This window comes from Denitromonas halophila (assembly GCF_007625155.1).
GTDB classification, from domain to species: Bacteria; Pseudomonadota; Gammaproteobacteria; order Burkholderiales; family Rhodocyclaceae; genus Nitrogeniibacter; species Nitrogeniibacter halophilus.
This window is the reverse complement of sequence record NZ_VMNK01000017.1, coordinates 31,518-49,585: the sequence shown is the minus strand read 5'-3', so window position 1 is coordinate 49,585 and position 18,068 is coordinate 31,518. Positions and strand designations below refer to the sequence as shown.

General features: G+C 64.6%; 13 protein-coding genes and 1 tRNA gene. 8 read left to right on the top strand and 6 right to left on the bottom strand.

Annotation, left to right across the window (positions count from 1 at the left end):
• The first annotated feature begins 131 nt into the window (after positions 1-131).
• Both FHP91_RS17695 and FHP91_RS17690 read left to right on the top strand, forming a co-directional pair.
• A complete protein-coding gene (locus FHP91_RS17695) occupies positions 132-482 on the top strand; it encodes a carboxymuconolactone decarboxylase family protein (protein ID WP_186300392.1) in 351 nt (116 codons plus the stop codon).
• 55 nt (positions 483-537) lie between these two features.
• Positions 538-627, top strand: a tRNA-Ser gene (locus FHP91_RS17690).
• A 74-nt stretch (positions 628-701) separates the two neighbouring features.
• Here the strand turns inward: FHP91_RS17690 and FHP91_RS17685 are convergent.
• Positions 702-2,771, bottom strand: a complete 2,070-nt coding sequence (locus tag FHP91_RS17685; RefSeq protein WP_144310845.1) for a 3-hydroxybutyrate oligomer hydrolase family protein — start codon at positions 2,769-2,771, stop codon at positions 702-704.
• 197 nt (positions 2,772-2,968) lie between these two features.
• Between FHP91_RS17685 and FHP91_RS17680 the strand changes: the two genes are divergently transcribed.
• Positions 2,969-3,682: a helix-turn-helix transcriptional regulator gene (locus FHP91_RS17680; protein ID WP_186301615.1), complete on the top strand. Its 714-nt coding sequence runs from the start codon at positions 2,969-2,971 to the stop codon at positions 3,680-3,682.
• Between the two features lie 64 nt (positions 3,683-3,746).
• Here the strand turns inward: FHP91_RS17680 and FHP91_RS17675 are convergent, their stop codons facing one another.
• Positions 3,747-5,645, bottom strand: a complete 1,899-nt coding sequence (locus FHP91_RS17675; protein WP_144310843.1) for a PhoX family protein — start codon at positions 5,643-5,645, stop codon at positions 3,747-3,749.
• Between the two features lie 436 nt (positions 5,646-6,081).
• Between FHP91_RS17675 and FHP91_RS17670 the strand changes: the two genes are divergently transcribed.
• The 4 genes from FHP91_RS17670 to FHP91_RS17655 all read left to right on the top strand — a co-directional run bounded on the left by FHP91_RS17670 (position 6,082) and on the right by FHP91_RS17655 (position 12,661).
• Entirely contained in the window at positions 6,082-8,859 is a 2,778-nt protein-coding gene (locus tag FHP91_RS17670; RefSeq protein ID WP_186301614.1) for a two-partner secretion domain-containing protein, read from the top strand.
• Between the two features lie 39 nt (positions 8,860-8,898).
• Entirely contained in the window at positions 8,899-10,560 is a 1,662-nt protein-coding gene (locus FHP91_RS17665) for a ShlB/FhaC/HecB family hemolysin secretion/activation protein (RefSeq protein WP_144310841.1), read from the top strand.
• Between the two features lie 213 nt (positions 10,561-10,773).
• Positions 10,774-11,607 (top strand): PhzF family phenazine biosynthesis protein, encoded by an 834-nt coding sequence (locus FHP91_RS17660; protein WP_144310840.1) that lies wholly within the window; start codon positions 10,774-10,776, stop codon positions 11,605-11,607.
• Between the two features lie 151 nt (positions 11,608-11,758).
• A complete protein-coding gene (locus tag FHP91_RS17655) occupies positions 11,759-12,661 on the top strand; it encodes an NAD(P)-dependent oxidoreductase (RefSeq protein ID WP_144310839.1) in 903 nt (300 codons plus the stop codon).
• Positions 12,662-12,831: 170 nt separating this feature from the next.
• Here the strand turns inward: FHP91_RS17655 and ggt are convergent, their stop codons facing one another.
• From ggt to FHP91_RS17635, 4 genes are all read right to left on the bottom strand, one after another.
• Positions 12,832-14,706: a gamma-glutamyltransferase gene (gene ggt / locus FHP91_RS17650; protein ID WP_144310838.1), complete on the bottom strand. Its 1,875-nt coding sequence runs from the start codon at positions 14,704-14,706 to the stop codon at positions 12,832-12,834.
• 273 nt (positions 14,707-14,979) lie between these two features.
• On the bottom strand, positions 14,980-15,210 hold the full coding sequence (locus tag FHP91_RS17645) for a thioredoxin family protein (RefSeq protein ID WP_144310837.1): 231 nt from the start codon (positions 15,208-15,210) through the stop codon (positions 14,980-14,982).
• A gap of 39 nt (positions 15,211-15,249) precedes the next feature.
• Positions 15,250-16,809, bottom strand: coding sequence for a permease (locus FHP91_RS17640; protein ID WP_246116366.1), 1,560 nt, complete (start codon positions 16,807-16,809; stop codon positions 15,250-15,252).
• Positions 16,700-17,413 carry a transposase gene (locus tag FHP91_RS17635; protein ID WP_144310836.1) on the bottom strand — a complete coding sequence of 238 codons (714 nt, stop codon included), beginning with the start codon at positions 17,411-17,413 and terminating at the stop codon, positions 16,700-16,702. The genes FHP91_RS17640 and FHP91_RS17635 overlap by 110 nt, the downstream gene beginning before the upstream one ends.
• A 137-nt stretch (positions 17,414-17,550) precedes the next feature.
• On the opposite strand from FHP91_RS17635, the gene FHP91_RS21755 reads away from it, so the two are divergent.
• A complete protein-coding gene (locus FHP91_RS21755; protein WP_246116356.1) occupies positions 17,551-17,955 on the top strand; it encodes a hypothetical protein in 405 nt (134 codons plus the stop codon).
• Positions 17,956-18,068: the final 113 nt, after the last annotated feature.

Sequence of the window (18,068 nt, the reverse complement as noted above, 5' to 3'; positions counted from 1 at the left end):
AGGGAGCCGATTGTCGCCGGAGAGTGTGGGAGTCGCAAATCGACTGGATCAAGGTAATCCATACGCGGTGGTATGTTTCTGAAAAATTCGATAAAATGAATATTCGAAAACGCTTATGAATGGGGTTGGCCGTGAGCAAGTCGTTCAAACAGATCACCAGTGATGTATCCAAAGGCCTCGAAGCCATGCACAAAGAGGTGCCCGACACCATGAAGGGCTTCTCCGCCATGGCCAAGGCGGCGCTGGCCGGGGGTAGCATCGACGCGCTTCACAAAGAGCTGATCGCGCTGGCCATCGGCGTGTCGTCGCGCTGCGACGCCTGCATCGGCTACCACATCAAGGCGCTGATCCGGCTGGGCGTGAGCCGCGAGCAACTGATGGAAACCCTCGCCATCTGCACCTATATGGGCGGCGGCCCGACCCTGATGTATGCCGCTGAAGCGGTCCGTGCCTACGACGAAATGCTGCCCCAGCACGCCTGACGCACGTCAGAGGTGCTTTTTTTTCAGAACCTTTCTATAATGCCGTCCTTCGAGCGGAGAGGTGGCAGAGTGGTCGAATGTACCTGACTCGAAATCAGGCGTACGTGCAAGCGTACCGAGGGTTCGAATCCCTCCCTCTCCGCCAGTGATGCAAACAAAAAGCGGCCTGCGGGCCGCTTTTTGTTTGTGGGTGCCTCCCGCGGAGGCGTGTTGATGATGTCAGTTCGGGATCATCACTGTGCCGTGGCTGACCGCGATCCGGTCGGCGGCAGCCGGGTGCATCTGGATCGGCGGCAGGTTGCCCAGGGTGATTGCCGGCGCGGCACCGGGTGAGCCGCCACGTGGCACGGTGCGGACGACCTGCGAGGGCGGCAGGGCGGCGCCTTCGGTGAGGTGTTTCCACATCAGGTCGAGCGCGACGCCACCGTAGTAGTGCAGCGGGATGAAGCGGCTGTCGTAGCCCGGGAAGGGCAGGAAGGCCTCGAAGTGCTGGGCGTTGGTGACTTCGATGTAGCTCAGCTGGCTGCGCTTGCCTTCGGCCAGGTTGTTGAGGCCGAGGTAGGGGCGCGAGGTGTGATTGACCGGCACCAGGGCGTCCGCCCGGCCATGGACGATCAGCGTCGGCTTGCCGTGCAGGCGGCCGTTGACCTCGGTTTGGGCGATGCTGTGGCGAACGCGTTTTTCGTCGAGCAGCTCACGCAGGCACAGTGCGCCGTCCCAGTAGTAGTCCGCCAGCCCGGTGCTGGCTGAAACCCCCAGCGCTTCGCGAATCGGGCCGTTGGCGGCGTCTTCGGCGATCAGGTTGATGCCGGTCGACGGCGGCACGCCGTTGTTCAGGCTCCACAGCGTGGGCATGGGGCTGGCGGCCGGTGCGGCGGGAAGGCCGGCGGCGTCGGTGGTGGCCATCGAGTAGCCGCACAGGTTGGCGGTGACCGGGGCGCGCATGAACGCATTGGCGTAGGTCAGGCTGACCGCGGTGCTTACTGCGAAGCCGAAGTGCGAGGCGTGCAGCAGATTGCTGTCAGCCTCCCAGCCATGGGCTTGCAGCTTGGCCAGTGCATTTTCGGATTGCTCGATTAGCGTGTTGCCGGAAATCTCGCCTGCAGCGACCAGTGCCGCGCAGCGGTTGGCGCCAAAGGCGGGCACGACGAAGCTGGCGAAGGGGCTGTCGGCCACCGAAGGCGCGAGCGCGGCGCAGGGCTGTACCAAGTTGGCGTAGGTGGTGTAGTCATACAGCGGCAAGCCGCTGGCGGGCACGGGCGTGCCGCCGCGCTTGACGGTGACGCCCCGGCGCATGTCGACGTTGATCTGCGGTTCCTGCGCGACCACAGCGTCGATCAGGCCGCGGCGGTCGGCCTCGGCGGCGGCAATGACCGCGCCCCCGCCGTTGGATACGCTGGCGGCGATCACCAGGGTGTTGTGCGGGCGATAGCCGGCGTGCTTGCCGCGGTGATGCTTGCCACGCTCGGGTTGGTGGTAGCGGTTGAGCACATCGAAGGCGAACTCGATGCCGGCCAGGGTGGCCTCTCCCCAGGCGCGCTCGGGGTTGTCCTGCGAGTGGGCGTGCTTCATGGCGTAGCGGTTGGGGTGCTGCGCGATGTAGGCCTGACGGGCCGGTTCGCTGATCTCGGCACGGAAGAGGGCGCTACGGCGGGCGTCCTGCGCGTCGGCCAGGGTGCCGTCGGGCAGGGTGACGGTGTTGGTGTCCAGCTCGTGGCCGCCGGCGCCGGTGCCCTTGTCGGTGTAGGCCACGGCGCAGCCGCGCTTGAGCGCCCATTCGCCAGTGGTGCCTATGGCGCCGTAGATGCCGCGCGAACCGCTCGACGGTGCGGCGACGATGCACGGCTGCTCGGGGTTGAAGTGCGCGGGCACCTGCACCAGCAGTGTCACGCTCTTGACGCCGCGCACGTTCTGGCTGGTGCGGTATTCGGTGCCGGGGATGAGGCCCTCGCCGAGGGTGTCATCCCCGTCGAGGTCGATGTTGGGGCCGAACAGACGGCCATAGCCGCCGTTGCTGGTGGTGTCGATAAGGGCGCGGTAGTTGGCCCAGATGTTGAGACGGCGCAGCTCGGCGGAGGTGGGTTCGAGCGGATCGGCAATGGCCGGCGCGACAGCCGAGGCGAGGCCGGTCTTGCCCAGTCCGGCGCTGAGCAGGTCGTCATTGCCGTCATGCGTGGTGATCGAGATGTCATGGCGGCCACTGCCTCCGGGTATACCCGAGTGTGCCGAGGTGATGCCCGGCGCGAGCAACAAAGCCCCGGCCAGACCGAACAACAGTTCGTGTTTCATGTTTCCTCCTTGCGTGGGTGTCCCGACATGTCATTGTGTTTTCTGTCGGTGCGCTACGTTAGCATGTGCGAAAGCGGTGCGATCGGGGAAACCCGCATTGAGCACCGCACTTGCCAGACTAAGCTACCCACAAACGCGGGCAGATTGAATCATGCAGATGCATGAGACGCGCCGTCCGCTGCAGGGAGAAAAGCGGCATGAACAGTCATGACAAGCGTCTGCTCTCGTTGATGGAGCTCGGACGAACCGGCAGTCGCACTGACTACCGGCGCGAGGCGCTCGCCTGGCTCGACCATGAGTTGGGCTTCGATGGCGTGGTGTGGGGCGAGGGGCGTCAGCATGCCGATGGCGTGGTGCATATTCACAGCGCCGAACTGCGCGGGCGCTCGGAGCGCATCCTGGCCGACTACGGCGCGGTGGCGCACCTCGACCCGGTGGCCCGGCGCTTTGCCCGCCAGCCGCGCAGCTTGCAGAACGTGGTGGTCGAGCGCGACCTGTCGGCGGGCGAGACCGTACCCGTGGGCGAGTGCCTGCGGGCGCATGACGTCGGCCAGCTGATGCTGTGCGGCGTGCGCAGCAGCGACGCCGGTGGCCTGCGCTGGCTCACGCTCTATCGCGAGGATCGCAGCCGGCCGTTCACGCGGGCGCAGACCGAGCAGGCGGCTTTCGCGATCCCCTTCGTGCTGCTGGCCGAACCTGATGCCCCGCCGGAGACCGCGCCGCAGGTGACCGACCTGCTCACTGCGCGCGAGCACGAGGTGGCCTGCGCTTATGCCGAGGGGGCCGATTACAAAACCATTGCTCGCCGGTTCAAGGTGTCGCCCGCCACGGTGCGCACGCATCTGCAAAGCAGCTTCCGCAAGCTTGAGGTGCACAACAAGATCGCGCTGCGGGCGCGCTTGCTGGGCTGAGGCTGAATGCAACAAAGCCCGGCAGGCGCAAACCTGCCGGGCTTTGTTGGACCGGCCTCAGGGCTCAGGAGCCGATGATGCCGCCGTTTTTGCGGGTGATGACGATGGTGCAGTCGCGCGGCACGGTGACGCCATCGAGTTCGGCCGGGAAGTTGGTGACCGTCGGGTCGCCCTCGCCGGGGTGCTGCATGTTGATGAACATGGTGCGACGATCCGGCGTCACGGTGATGCCGGTGATCTCGTCGCCGCTCACCCCGGTGAAGATCCGGCGCAGCTCGCCGGTCATCGTGTCGGCCACCAGCATCTGGTTGTTCAGGCCGTCCTTCTGGCCGCCGTCGGTCTGGATGAACAGGCGGCCGTCCGGGTCAGCCCAGATGCCGTCGGGCGAGGCGAAGCTGTCTTCCGTGCCGTGGGTGTCGGCGGCGATCAGGAAGATGTCCCAGGTGAAGGTGGTGCCCACGTGCTTGTCGGCATCGCGCCAGCGGATGATGTGGCCGTCCGGGTTGGGCGCCATCGGGTTGGCCGCGTCGGCCACGGTACGCCGGCTGTTGTTGGTCAGCGTGCAGTAGACATCGCCGTTGGGTGCCACGGTAGTCCATTCCGGGCGGTCCATCGGGGTGGCGCCGAGCACGTCAGCGGCCATGCGGGCGTAGGTCAGCACTTCGGCCTGGTCGGCAAAACGGGCGGCCAGTGCGGGGTTGTCGATGGTCAGTGCCAGCCACTCGCCGGTGCCGTCGTCATTGAATTTGGCGACATACAGCATGCCGTGGTCGAGCGGGCTCTTGCCGGCGCGGCGCATTTTCTTCCAGTTGTCTTCGGAGACGAACTTGTAGATGTAGTCGAAGCGTTCGTCGTCGCCCATGTAGGCCACCACACGCTTGCCGCGCCCTTCGGTAATCGCCACACCCTCGTGCTTGAAGCGGCCCAGCGCGGTGCGCTTGACCGGGGTTTGCGTGGCGTCGAAGGGATCGATCTCGACCACCCAGCCGAAGCGGTGCTCTTCGTTGCGGTAGTCCTCGTCCGACAGATCGAAGCGGCGGTCGAACAGGTGCCAGCCGTAGCCAAAGCCATTGCTCGAGAAGCCGTAGCGCTTTTGTGCGTCGGTTGCGCTCCAGCTACCGGCGGCGCCGAAGTAGCCGTTGAAATTTTCCTCACAGGTGAGGTAGGTGCCCCACGGCGTGTGGCCGTTCGAGCAGTTGTTGACCGTGCCCAGCGGGATGTTGCCGTTGGGCGTGTCGAGCAACGCGTGGCCGGCCACCGGGCCGCTGAAAGCCACCGGCGTGTTTACATGAATGCGGCGGGCGTTGTCGCTCTCGACCGCACGCCAGATGCGGCCTTTTTTCTGGATCTCGACCACCGCCACGCCATGGGCATGCTGCGATACGCGCACATCTTCCAGGCTCTCCGGTGCGGCCTTGCCGAGCACATGCATGTTCTCGCCGAATTCGTGGTTGATCGCCAGCAAGCCGTGGCGGTTTTCGCCACCGCGCCAGATGTCCTTGTGACGCCCCCAGTGGGCACGGTCGTCATCATCACGGCAGCCCTTGTCTTCGATCGGGAAGAACCACATGCCGTCATGGCCGATGCCGATCTGCCGCGCCTGGTCGGCGGCGGTTGGCGGCCACTGATAGGCTGGGCCGCTCGGCTCGAGCGGCTCGCCCCAGGGGATCAGCACATCGTAGTGGTAGTCGGACGAAATCGCCGGCCACGGCCCGTTGCCCTCGGCCACCGGTACCGGCGAGAAGCCGAGCAGACGGCTCGACCGGCGACCGCCGCGGTGTGCGGTGTCGTTGCGATCCTGCCCCCAGCCCTTCATGCCCGCCAGGGCCGGCGCAGAGAAAAAGCCCATGGCGGCGCCCGCCAGGCCGCCGGCCAGTACCTTGCGGCGTTGCATGTTCACTTCCAGTACGTCCTCAAACGGACGGTTGCCGGAATGGTTCGAAATCCCTTCGTCGTGTTCCATGGTCAAGCCCTCTTTCGTTGTTGGGTCGCCCCGTCGGGACGGGCGCAGGCCTGACGCTAGCGGTGAAACATTACGGGAATTTGTCCCGGCAGATGACAAAACGATGTTGGCCGGATTGTTGTGCTGGCCGTTTCTTGATTTGTGGCAAAAATATCTCGCCCCTCCTCCTTCAGAAGCCTTGAGCATTGTCGTAATACCGACATGAGTTAAGTCCCGCGGGGCCGCGCTCCGGTGTCCTGGGATCCGTTCCTTTCATCCGAGTCGAAACAGGACGGTGCGAATACGGTAGGTCTTGGTCTGGTCGAGGCCGCTGTCAGGGCGAAGGAGCGAAGGAAGTGAACATCGAATGGCTGTTTCAGCGGGCGGCGGGTGTGCCAGGTCGAGTGCGGAAGGCGCTGCGGCCTGCGGGCAATGCAACACGGACGGGGCGCAAATCATGAAATCACAAGGCTTGAATCACTGTTTTCGGGTTGTCTGGAACGCTGCGACCTCGGTATGGCAAGCCGTTAGCGAAGCCGGCTCGGCGCAGGGAAAAGGGCGTGCTGGCAGGGGCGCGCGCAGTCTGCGTCGTGCGGCTGCCGGTAGTGTTGCGCTTGGCGTGTGGTTGATCAGTCCCGCTGCCACCGCGGTGCCGGCGGCGACCGACTTGCCCACTGGCGGTACCGTGGTCGGCGGTCACGCCACGATCGCAAGCAGTGGGGCGCGCATGGATGTGACCCAGACCAGCGCTGGCGCGGCCATCGACTGGGCCACCTTCAACATTGGAAGTCAGGCGCATGTGCACTTCCAGCAGCCGGTCGGCGGCGCGACACTCAACCGGGTGCTGGACACCAACGCCAGCCAGATTTACGGGCGTCTGACGTCCACCGGCCAGGTCTTCCTGGTCAACCCGCAGGGCGTCTACTTCGCGCCAGGCGCGCAGGTTGACGTGGGCGGTCTGGTCGCTTCGACGCTCAACATCGCCAACACGGACTTCATGGCCGGCCGCTACGCCTTCGCCGGCGGCAGCTCCAACGCCATCATCAACCAGGCCAACATCACCGCCGCGCCGGGCGGCGTGATCGCGCTGATCGCCGCGCGCATCATCAACGACGGCACGCTCACCGCCCATGGTGGCGATGTGCTGCTTGGCGCTGGCGATACCGTGACGCTCGATCTGGGCGGTCCGGTCAAGCTGCAGGTGGCCAACGACACCGTCGACACCCTGATCCAGAATGGCGGCGCGATCCGCGCCGACGGCGGCCAGGTGCTGCTCACCTCGCAGGCCGCCGCCACGCTGGCCAGCAGCGTGATCAACCACACTGGGCTGATCGAGGCGCAGACGCTGACCACCGGTGAGACGGGCGAGATCGTGTTGTTTGCCCATGGGGGCGAAACGCGCGTGGACGGCTCAATCAAGGCCGAGGGCGGCTTTATCGAAACCTCGGGCGCGACCTTTGCGTTTTCTGACGGCGCCGTGATCAAGGCGGCGCAGTGGTTGATCGACCCGGTCAACATCACCATCGACACCGCGCTGGCCTCGGCCATCCAGGCGGCGTTGGGTGGCGGAAGCGTGACGATCTCGACGGATGGCGGCAATACGCCGGATACCGCCAGTGGCCAGAGCGGCAGTGATGGCGACATTACCGTCAATTCGGCCATCGCCTGGAGCGCGAACAAACTCACCTTGAATGCGGCGCGCAACATCAACGTCAATGCCACCCTCGACGCCACCGGCAGCAGCTCGCTGGCCTTCGAATACGGGCAGGGCTCGGCCGATGGCGCGGGCAGCGCGTATACCGTGGCCAATGGCGCGAAGATCTACATTCCGACCGCGACGGCCTTCACCTGGAAGAAGGGCTCGGGCGGCGCCACGCGCAACCTGGTTTTCGATAACGGCAACCTGCGCTTCGGCAACGGCACCCAGGCGTCCCTGAACAGCAATGGCCTGCTTGAGCAGCCCTGGTATTTCGACAACACCTCCGAGATTGGCGGCGTGACCCGCAATGCCTGGTACAAGCTGACCTTCAGCAACTACGCCCTGAACATGGAGGTCGGCGCTGGCGGGGACGGCACCAACAGCTGGAACCGCAACGGCAACTTGCTGGACAGCCAGAACAATCTGGCCGGCGCCATCTCCGATCGCCGCTTCGACATCTCCGGCTACCGGGAGGGCAGCGGCGTCATTGTGTCCAGCGCCACGCTGGGCTTCGTTGGCGGCGAGTCGGTCAAGGTGGACAACACCTACACCCTGGCGACGGGGTCCTCCTTCGTGAAGATCGACACGGCGCTGACCAACCTGGGCGGCGCGGCGGCGTCCAATCTGCGGCTGTGGGTCGGCACCCAGGACGACTATGTCGCCACGCGCGATTCGCAGTTCAAATACAAGGGCAACCTGACCGAGAACGGTTTCGAGCTGATCACTGCGCAGACCGACCAGGCCAAGGCGCTCAAGGTCACCGAGTTTGATAATGGAGAAGGCGCAGCCATTCTTTTCTATTCGACGTCGGATGGTGCTGACACGTCGATTTCTCGCTGCTGCAGCTTTACCAATGCCACGGGTATCGATCCGCGCACGTCGGCAATCTGGCGCGGTCCGGAAGACGGCTCTTACGCGCTCTTTATCCGCTTGGCCGATCTCGCGACCGGTCAGGCGGACGGCATGACCTGGTATTACGCTGCGGCGCCAGCGAATCAAATCAACAATGTCGTTGCTCAGGTGGCGCAGTCGGCGGGTGTCACACCGGCCCCCGCCGCTCCCGCGCCCAGCACCACTCAACTCGACACTGCGATCAAGACGGTCCAGAGCTTACCCTTGCAGCCGATGACCAATACCGGAACCGTGCTTGGCACGCCGTCGCCCACCGCGCCCCCGCCGGTCTCCGTCGTGACCAACCAGCAGGGTTCGCTGCCAGTCGTGGGCGTGTCCGGCGGTTTGGCGTTTGTTGAACTTTCGTCAGCAGGCGGCGGTGCGGCGGCAAGCACCAGCAACGCCGGCACGACGGACGCTACTGCTACCGTCGGTGCGACTGGCACCACCAGCAGCGCCGGCGCCACGGGAACCCAGGATGCGGGTGAATCCGCGGACGGGGCACCTGCTACCGCGTTGCCACCGGATCTGGGCGGGCGTGACCCACAAGGTTTCATGAACGTCTTTGTCGTCGCCGGCGGGGTGCATCTGCCTGGCGAGGCGAGGGCCGACGACGCGGAACAACCGCGCCAGCAGAGCAACTGATCGGCCCGCCGGATACACATGACCACAGGCATTCATTTCATGACGACGATTTTTCGTTTTTCGGCACTGACCCTGGTGCTGGCCGCGTCTTTTCCTGCGCTGGCGCAGGTCGCGCCTGACGCCGGTCAGACCTTGCAGCAGAACGCGCCGCCGCGCGAAGCACCGCAACCCGGGCCGGCTATTTCCATCGAAGCCCCACCGGCCGCCGCGCTGCAGCCGGGTGGCACGCAAGTCATGCTGCAGGCGGTCAGCTTCGGCGGCAATAGCCTGTTCAGCGAGGCCGAGCTGCGCGACATGCTCGGCCCCGTCACGGGAAAATCCTATGATCTGGCCGCTCTGCGCGAACTGGCTCAGCGTGTCCGCGCGCACTACGCCGCTGCCGGCTACCCCTTTGCCCGTGCCTATCTGCCACCCCAGTCGATGGCGGAGGGGCAGCTGCGCATCGAGGTGGTAGAGGGGCGCTACGGCACGGTGAGGGCCTTTGGCGATCCCACTCTGACCGGTGCCACCGAGCGCTTTCTCTCGCCGCTCCAGCCGGGCGAAGTCATTCGCAGTGATCTGCTTGAGCGCACCACGCTGGTTTTGGACGATCTGCCGGGCGTCAAGGTGGCGCCCATCATCCGCCCAGGCCAGGAAGTCGGCACCGGCGACCTCGACGTGCGTGTCGAGCGCACGCCGGGCTTTGCCGGTGAGGTCGGCATCGACAACCACGGCAACCGCTTCACCGGCGAGCACCGCCTGCGCGCCAACCTGCAGCTCGACAGCCCCTTCCTGCTCGGCGACCAGATCACCGCGCGGCTGATCTATTCCGACGAAGACCTGTGGCTGGGCAGCCTCGGCTACAGCCTGCCGCTGGGCGCCTCGGGCCTGCGCGGCAACATCGGCTATGCCCATACGTCCTACGAACTGGGCAAGAACTTCGCCAGTCTCGACGCCACCGGCACGGCCAAGGTCAGCAGCATCGGCGTGAGCTACCCGGTGATCCGCTCGCAGCGCACCAACCTCACCGTGGCGGCCACCTACCAACACAAGGCGCTCAACGACCGCCAGGGCCTGGCCGGCACCGACAACGACAAGTCCAGCGAATCGCTGCCGCTGGCGCTGCAGTTCGACCACCGCGACGGCTTTGGCGGCGGGGGCATCACCTACGGCGCCGTCAGCTACACTGCCGGCCGCCTCACGCTCGACGACACGCTCAAGGCCACCGATATTTCCAGCGGCACCGATGCGCGCGGCCATTTCGACAAGTGGAACCTCGACCTGGCCCGCGTCCAGGCGCTGCCGGCCGGCTTCACCCTGTTCGGCCGCGTGTCGGCACAGTGGGCGGGGCAGAATCTCGACTCGTCCGAGCGGCTCAGCCTAGGCGGCGCCAACGGCGTGCGTGCCTATCCCAACGGCGAGGGCAACGGCGACGAGGGCTGGCTGACGCAGATCGAACTGCGCTATGCGCTCGGGGCGTTCAGCCCCTACCTGTTCCATGATGCCGGCCGGGTCACGATCAACGCCGACCCCGGTGGCATCACCCCGGCGGTGACCGACAACCACCGCGCCATTGCCGGCTCGGGGGTGGGCGTGCGGTATCAAGCGAATGGCTGGCGCGTCGATGCCAACGTCGCCTGGCGCAGCCATGGCGGCGCGCCGCAGTCGGATTCGGCCGAGCGCGATCCGCGTGCCTGGGTGACCGTGGGCTACGCCTTCTGAGCCCCTGAAGCGGCAAAACCGGAAGGCCGCCCGTCGATGCGGGCGACCTTTACGATGGGCGGCGTTGGCAGCGCAGCCCTTGTTCCCCGTGCCATCCGTCTGAGCGGGGCGCCGAACGGTACATTTCAGCGTTTCGCGTCGGTGTTTGTACCGGGCAGGTTCTGCGCCAAGGTTCTATCCTGTGACAAGCTCACCCTTGCCGGAGACCTTTCGATGGATATTCTCAGGATTGCCGCTTTCTCCGATGGTGACACCGGCGGTAACCCAGCCGGGGTGTCGATCTCCCCGACCTTGCCGCCTGCCGACGAGATGCAGCGTATCGCTTCCGAGGTCGGCTATTCGGAAACCGCCTTCGCCGCGCCCGAGGACGGCGCCTGGCGGGTGCGCTATTTTTCCCCCGAATCCGAAGTGCCCTTCTGCGGCCATGCCACCATTGCGCTCGGCGCGGCATTGGCCATGCGGCAGGGCAACGGCGTATTCGAGCTGACCCTCAATCAGGCCAGGATCACCGTCGAGGGCGCGCGGCAGGGCAATTCCCTCAGCGCCGCGCTGCAATCGCCGCCGACGCGCAGTGCGCCGGTGGATCAAACGCTGATCGATGAAGCCCTGGCGGTGTTCGGCTATGGCCGGGATGAACTCGACCAAAGACTGCCCCCTGCCCGCATCCACGGCGGGGCTGACCACCTGCTGCTTGCCTTGGCAAGCCGCGAGGCGCTGTCGGGCATGCATTACGCGCTGGACGCCGGGCGGCGATTCATGAATGCACATGGCCTGGTGACGGTGTTGCTGGCCTGGGCCGAGGGCCCCCAGCGTTTCCATACCCGAAACCCCTTTGCCTCCGGCGGCGTGTATGAAGACCCGGCGACCGGTGCCGCCACGGCGGCGCTGGCTGGCTACCTGCGCGACCTGGCCTGGCCGCATCATGGCCATATCGAGGTGGTGCAGGGCGAAGACATGGGCAGGCGCTCGCTGCTGGCGGCTGACATCCCGTCGGCGCCGGGCAGTTCGATTCGGGTCTACGGAACGGCGCGACTGATGGCGGAGTGAGGCGCATCATCCAGGGGCAACGGCTGGCGTCGTGCTCACGAAGCCGGCGCGCTGCGCTAGGATGGCGTGTCAGCGCGAGACCGGCGCCGGTGGCTGAATGCGACCGGGCGACGCCTCGTTGTTTTTCCTTCATTCATTCGTGAGAACGCCCATGTCGTCCATCAACGCGAAACCCTATGAATCCGCCCCGGCCGCCCGCACGGCCTTCCTTGGCCTCGGCGTCATGGGCCTGCCCATGGCGGGCCATCTGGCCCAGGCCGGCCATACGGTGACGGTATATAACCGCAGTCCCGGCAAGGCAGCGGCCTGGGTGGCTGAGTTTGGTGGTACCTCGGCGCCTACGCCGGCTGACGCCGCCCGGGATGCCGATATCGTGTTCTGTTGCGTCGGCAACGACGACGACCTGCGCGGTGTCACGCTCGGGCCGGACGGCGCTTTTGCCGGCATGAAGCAGGGCGCGATCTTCGTCGACCACACGACGGCCTCGGCCGATGTGGCGCGGGAGTTGTCGGCCGCCGCCGAAGCGCTGGGTCTGAAGTTTATCGATGCACCGGTGTCCGGCGGACAGGCCGGCGCGCAGAACGGCATGCTCACCGTCATGTGCGGTGGTGACGCGGCCGCTTTCGACACCGTCAAGCCAGTGGCCATGGCTTTTGCCCGTGCCTTTACGCGCCTGGGCGAGAGCGGCGCCGGGCAGCTGGCCAAGATGGTCAACCAGATCGCCATCGCCGGGCTGGTGCAAGGCCTGGCCGAAGCCATTGCCTTTGGCCAGAAAGCCGGCCTGGACATGAAGCAGGTGCTGGACGTGATCGGTAAGGGCGCCGCGCAGAGCTGGCAGATGGACAACCGCGGCGTCACCATGGTGGACGACAAGTTCGATTTCGGCTTTGCGGTGGACTGGATGCGCAAGGATCTTGGTCTGGTGCTCGACGAAGCCCGCCGCAACGGCGCTCGTGTGCCGGTCACCGCGTTGGTCGACCAGTTTTATGCTGACGTGCAGGCCATGGGCGGCAATCGCTGGGATACCTCCAGCCTGATTCGGCGACTCAAGTAAGCAAGACATCCCGCGCGAGCTGTTGATGAAAAAAAGACCGGCAGGCGAACCTGCCGGTCTTTTTTACTTACGGTTCCCGTGTCGTCACCGCGTAAGGCGGGTTTCAACCCGCCATGGTCGTCTGAAGCCGACCCTGAACGGCGCACCGAGATTCATGGACACGCGCCCCCTCAGCGACCGGCCACCGTGCCGTCGCGGCGCTTGTCGGCACCGCCGATCAGCGTGACATCGCCTTTCTTGCCGTGATGCCAGGGTTTGCCGTGGTGGCCGTGCTTCCAGTGCCGGCCCTTGCCGTGATGGTGGCGGTCGTCGTCATGCACTACATGGATGATCGACAGGCCGCTCTCCAGCCGGTCGGCCACGTTCACCGGGTGGTTGCGCGCCTGTAGCTGGGCGGCCAGCGCGTCGGCATCGTACGGAATCGTGATGCCTGGAATCGTGCGCTCGATCTCCGTTGAACCGTTGCGGTTCTGGTAATGCGGCGTGTTGATCGATTCCTGCGGATCGAGCCCGAAGTCGATGTGATTGACGATCGACTGCGCCGTGTAACCAATGATGCGCGAGCCGCCCGGCGACCCGGTTACCAACTCGACCCGGCCCTGGTCGTCAAACACGATGCTCGGCGACATCGAGCTGCGTGGCCGCTTGTTGGGCTGCACCCGGTTGGCCACCGGCAGGCCATTGCTCACCGCGCTGAACGAAAAGTCCGTCAGCTCGTTGTTGAGCAAAAAGCCACGCACCATCACCCCGTTGCCGAAAGAACTTTCGACGGTGGTGGTCATCGACAGCGCGTTGCCGTAGCGGTCGACAATCGAGATATGGCTGGTGCCGCTCAGCTTGGCACGGTTGTCCGGCGCGCTGGGGTCGAAGTTCCCCGGCGGGGTGCCGGGTTGCGCGGTGCCCGTGTCCTGCTCGCCAATCAAGGCGGCGCGGCTGGCGAGGTAGGTCTTGTCGAGCATGCCCTCGACCGGCACGGTGACGAAGTCCGTATCGCCCACGTACAAGCCCCGGTCGGCAAAGGCCAGCCGCCCGGCTTCGGCAAACAGGTGCACATTGCGCTCATCGAGCGGATCGCCGGTCAGGTCGAAGCTCTCCAGAATGCCCAGGATCTGCCCCACCGCCAGCGCGCCGGAGGAGGGCGGCCCCATGCCGCACACATTGTGCCCGCGGTAGTCGAAACACACCGGTGCGCGCTCGATCACCTCGTAGTTGGCCAGGTCAGCCACCGTCATGTCGCCCGCAATGGCCGGGTCGCCTTGCACCGCAGCGGCAATGTCCGCTGCGATGTCGCCGGTGTAGAACGCGTCGGCGCCGTGGCGGGCCATCGCCTTGAGCGTGCGCGCGTAGTCCTTGTTCTTGACCTTGGTGCCCGCCGGCTTGGCCGTGCAGTCCGGGTTGGCAAAATAGGCAAAGGCCACCGGGTCGCGGAAGAACAGGCGATTGGTACACGACGGGTTGGCCGCCAGCAGCCCAGCCACCTGGCTGGAGGTGCGCCCGGTCAACTCGAAACCCTTCTGGGCCAGTGTGATCGCCGGTTGAAGCAGCTGGTGCCACTGCCGTCGGCCATAGCGCTCATGCACCACCTCCATGATGCGCGGCGTGCCCGGTACCCCCACCGACAGCCCGCTCTGCCAGGCCGTGGTAAAACCCAGGCCCGCAAACCGGTCCTCTGTGGCTGCCGCCGGCGCCTTCTCGCGGCCGTCAAAGGTCGTCGTCGTGCGCGTGGCCGCATCGTAATACACCACGAACGCACCCCCGCCAATCCCACTCGCCTGTGGTTCCACCAGCCCCAGCACCGCCTGCGCCGCCACCATCGCGTCCGCCGCCGTGCCGCCGTTCTTCAACACCTTGGCCCCCGCGGCGCTCGCCAGCGGGTTGGCCGTCACAATCATCTCGCGGTCTTTCTGCACTGCCTGTGCCAGCGCCTGCGCGCCGGCCGGCACCGCCGACACTAGCAAGCCCGCCGCGGCAATTGCGCCAAGCAGGCGGGCCTTCAATGGTGGCCGATTCGACACGGCTGTGGGGTTCAAGGGTGATCCGTGCATTGCGCATCTCCTCAATATGAAAAACAGGAATGAGAATGACGTTCATCTCACATGAGGAAACGTAGTCGAGCGTTCTGCCGGTGTCCACGAAGAATGTTGTGGCCCTGCTGCTGGCAGGGTTTTTTGCGCTGCAGTATCTGGTGGCCACGCCGGCGGCGCATCCGCCCCACGCCGGGGATGGATGCGCTGTGCGTGTGCACCGTGATCAGGGAGCGACCCGCTGGTGGCATGATCGGACTCCTGGCCTGTTCTCGGCGCCCGGGGCGCTTTCAATCAAGCCAGCAATTTCTGGATCTCGTCTGCATTGGCAACCTTGCCTTCAATGACGATTTCACCGTCAATCGCCAGCGCCGGGGTGCGCATGATGCCGGCATCAATGATGGCGTTGGTGTCAGTTACTTTCTCAATGTCATAGTCAATCCCTTTGGCCTTTGCCGCGTCTTCTGCATTTGCCGTCAGTTGTTTGCATTTGGCACAACCACTGCCGTAGATCGTGAATTTCATGGTTTTTCCTCACTCGTTACATAAATTCAGTGGGTTGAATTACCACCAGTTGCCATAGGCAAAGCCGGTAATGGTGGCCATCACCACAACCAACGCACAATAGACCACGGTTTTTTGCGTGCCCAGGATCGTGCGGATCACCAGCATGTTGGGCAAAGATAACGCGGGCCCCGCCAGCAGCAGTGCCAGTGCCGGCCCTTTGCCCATACCGGCGCCCATCAGCGCATCGACGATGGGCACCTCGGTCAGGGTAGAGAAATACATCAGCGCGCCCAATACTGAGGCGATGATGGTGGAGCTCAGTGTGTTGTCGCCCACGGCTGCCGCGACCCATTCCGAGGGAATGATTCCCTCATGGCCGGGCCGACCCAGCGCAAAGCCGGCAACGAAGACGCCACCCAGAAGCAAGGGCAGGATCTGTTTGGCAAAATCCCAGCTTTGCGCAGACCACTCGCGATCCTCGTCGCGCAATGCCGAGATGATCATCAGCCCGGCAATGCCGAGAGCAAAGGGCAACTCAGGTGCGCCGGGCACGATCACGGCGGCAGCCACCACCACAGCAGCCAGCATCAGCAGCTGACTTGCCGGCCAGTGCCAGCGCCAGACCAGCAGGCCCGCCAGCGCGGCGGAGAGCAGCGCCGTGATCTGCCACTTCCATGCGTAGATCTGCATCCAGATGTCGCTGTCGGCAGCCGCCCAGTTGGCAAACACCAGCACCCCGACCATCAGCGCAAAGAATGTCGCAATCGCGCTCATCGGCTTGTCGGTGTCATCGCCACCAAAGCCGCGCGTGTTCTTGACCGTTCGCTGCGCCTCCTCCTTGCGATAGAGCAGGTGCATGATCGTGCCGATGACCAGTGCAAACAGGATGGCGCCAACCGCGCGGGCAATGCCGATCTCCGCCCCCAGCACTTTTGCCGTGACCACGACCGCCATGATGTTGATGGCCGGCCCCGAATACAGAAAGGCGATTGCCGCCCCCAGGCCCGCGCCGCGCTTGTAGATGCCGCCGAACAAGGGCAGCACGGTGCAGGAACACACGGCCAACAGCGTGCCGGATACCGATGCCACGCTAAACGCCACCGGCTTGGACGCCTCGGGCCCCAGGTAGCGCATCACTGCCCCCTGGCTGATGTACGCCGACATCGCGCCGGCAATCAGGAAGGCCGGTAGCAGACACAGGATGACGTGCTCTCTGGCGTACCAGTTGGTCAGGCGAACCGCCTCCAAGACCGCGTTATCGAAGCGCGTCGTTCCGGCGGGAACAAAATAGATCAGCACAAAAGCAGCCAGCATGAAGAACAGCAAGTTGCCTTCACGAGCGTTGCTGGCGTACAGCTCGCGCAATCGCGTGGTCATCTGAACACTCCTTGGCGGGGCTATCGGTTGAAGCTGTTCGCCCATGGAGACGAACGCGCTCGCAAAAGGATGCAGAAAAAACAATCTGGTATCGAGCATCGACGCGGCGGGTCTGCTGGATGGATCAATGTCATTGACTTTTGCTTTCCCGAAACGCCATCGACTTTCGATCCCCGCCCCGCCCCAAAGGGGCAGGCCGACGTCCGGTCTTGGCCTCGATTTGTGCCTTGAACCGATCATCACCCAACGCCCATCCCTTGCTCGTTGCTTCCCGTATCGCCTCCAAGTCCCGATCCGGCATCCCGCCTCGAAACAGTGCTCGGTAAGCGCTCTGTCGCTCCACATCGGTTATTCCCAACTGGTGGTACAGCCGGTGCGGGGTCAGCAACTCAATCGCCTTGCCCAGCGCGTTGCTCTGGTAGCTGGACCAAGGGTATTCCGATGCGTGCGTCACCATCGCGGCCCGCACGGGATTGACCTCAATGTAGCGGTACACGGTCAGCAAATAGCTGTCGGCGTCCACCACTGTCGATTTAAACCGCCTCTCCCACAAGGTGCCGGTGCGGCCATGAGTGAAATTGAAGTACTGAACGTATCTGCGCCCCTGAGCTTGCATCATTCGACTCACACCCTGCTCGCTGCCGGGCGTCATCAACAAGTGGACATGATTGGTCATCAGCACATATGCATGGATGGCAACCTGGTACTTGATTGCCGCATTCTTCAGGAACGACAAGTAGGCCTTGTAATCCCCCTCGTCGTAAAAGCAGGCCTCCCGATTGTTACCGCGCTGGATCACATGTTGGGCGCAACCGGGAATATAGAGTCTGGGCAAGCGGGCCATGGCATCCTTTCCTGTGTATTCGAAATACGCTAACCCGCTTGACTCGTTAAATCAATGACTCTGACCCCATTGATCGACTCTGACCCCATTGATCGGGCGTAGCTGCTGAGGTTGCCCGCGGCGTCGGAGGCCATGGCTTGGGTGCCGACCTTGAGGATGCGGTTGCTGCCGGCCACATGGGTGATGCTGGTGATCATGGCGCCGAGGGTTTCGCTCGTGCGGTTGGCGTTGGCGTCGTAGGTGTAGGCGCGCAGCGCCGGGTGGCCGGTGTAGCTGGTGAGGCGGTCGGCGGCGTCGTAGCCGAAGCTCTGGTCGTAGGCGGTGCCGTTCTGGTCAAGGCCGGTGATGCGCCCGGCCAGATCGTAGCCGAAGTCGAGCGGCTGCTCGCCCAGGGTGTAGCCCTGCGGCCAGCCGTTGGTGTCTTGGCCGCGGTGGTGGATGACGAAAACCGTGCCTGTTCCCTATTTTTCGATAATATTTATCTCGGATCTGATCCCACAGACGCCATTTCAAAAAAAATGTCGTCATCTTCTTCCGGGTAGTGCAGGAATCCTAGTTCGGTCGTCTTGATCATGACTCCAGACTTTAGCGTGCCTCCGCCTACTAGGTCTTCCTTAGTTAGCCACGACTCATAGCCCCTAAGGGCCTCCCATTT